The 657-nt window shown below is 62.7% G+C and carries 1 protein-coding gene; it reads left to right on the top strand.

Going from position 1 to position 657, the window contains the following annotated elements:
- On the top strand, nt 1-499 hold a 499-nt coding region (locus EOC06_RS43705; protein ID WP_245470139.1), incomplete at its 5' end, for an aminotransferase class V-fold PLP-dependent enzyme.
- Between the last annotated feature and the right edge of the window lie 158 nt (nt 500-657).

Genomic DNA, 657 nt, shown 5'->3' with positions numbered 1-657 from the left:
CAACGAGCCGCCCTACAAGGTCGAGGCCGGCACCTTCATCTACGAGAACGTCTCTGGGATGGATGCCGCCGTGCAGTATCTTGAACTGATCGGCCGCAATCTGGCGCCGTCCAACAACCGCTCGCGGCGCGACAACATCGTCGCCGGCATGGGCGCCATCCGCGACTATGAGCTGGTGCTGGCGCGTGAGATGCTGGCCGTGCTGAAAGGTTGCGGCGCGACCATCTACGGCGTTGCCGACGAGGCCCGCATCACTGAGCGTGTGCCGACCTTCTGCTTCAACATCGGCACACTGTCGCCGCAGCGGGTCGTCGAGGAAATGGCCGAGATGCAGATCGGCATCCGCGACGGCCATATGTATGCGCCGCGACTGATGAAGCGTCTCAACCTCTCAATGGACAGCGGCGCCATCCGCGCCTCGCTTGTCCACTACAACACAGTTGAGGAGATCCACCGTTTCGGCGAGGCACTGCGCGCGATTATCGCCAAATTGTCCTGAGCGGCGGCCTCTCCAGCGTCGCCATCCACGGGCGGAACAAGGAGCGTAGCGACGCAGTGCAGACCCGAGGATCCATGCCGTGATGTTCGAGTGTTGCCACGGTGCAGAATTCTGCTCCGCTGCACCCTTCGGCTGAGGTAACGGCATGGATCCTAGGG

It is taken from the genome of Mesorhizobium sp. M7A.F.Ca.MR.362.00.0.0, from assembly GCF_004023175.1.
Lineage (GTDB): Bacteria > Pseudomonadota > Alphaproteobacteria > Rhizobiales > Rhizobiaceae > Mesorhizobium.
The sequence above is the reverse complement of the archived record's forward strand: the minus strand, read 5'-3'. Positions and strand labels throughout refer to the sequence as shown.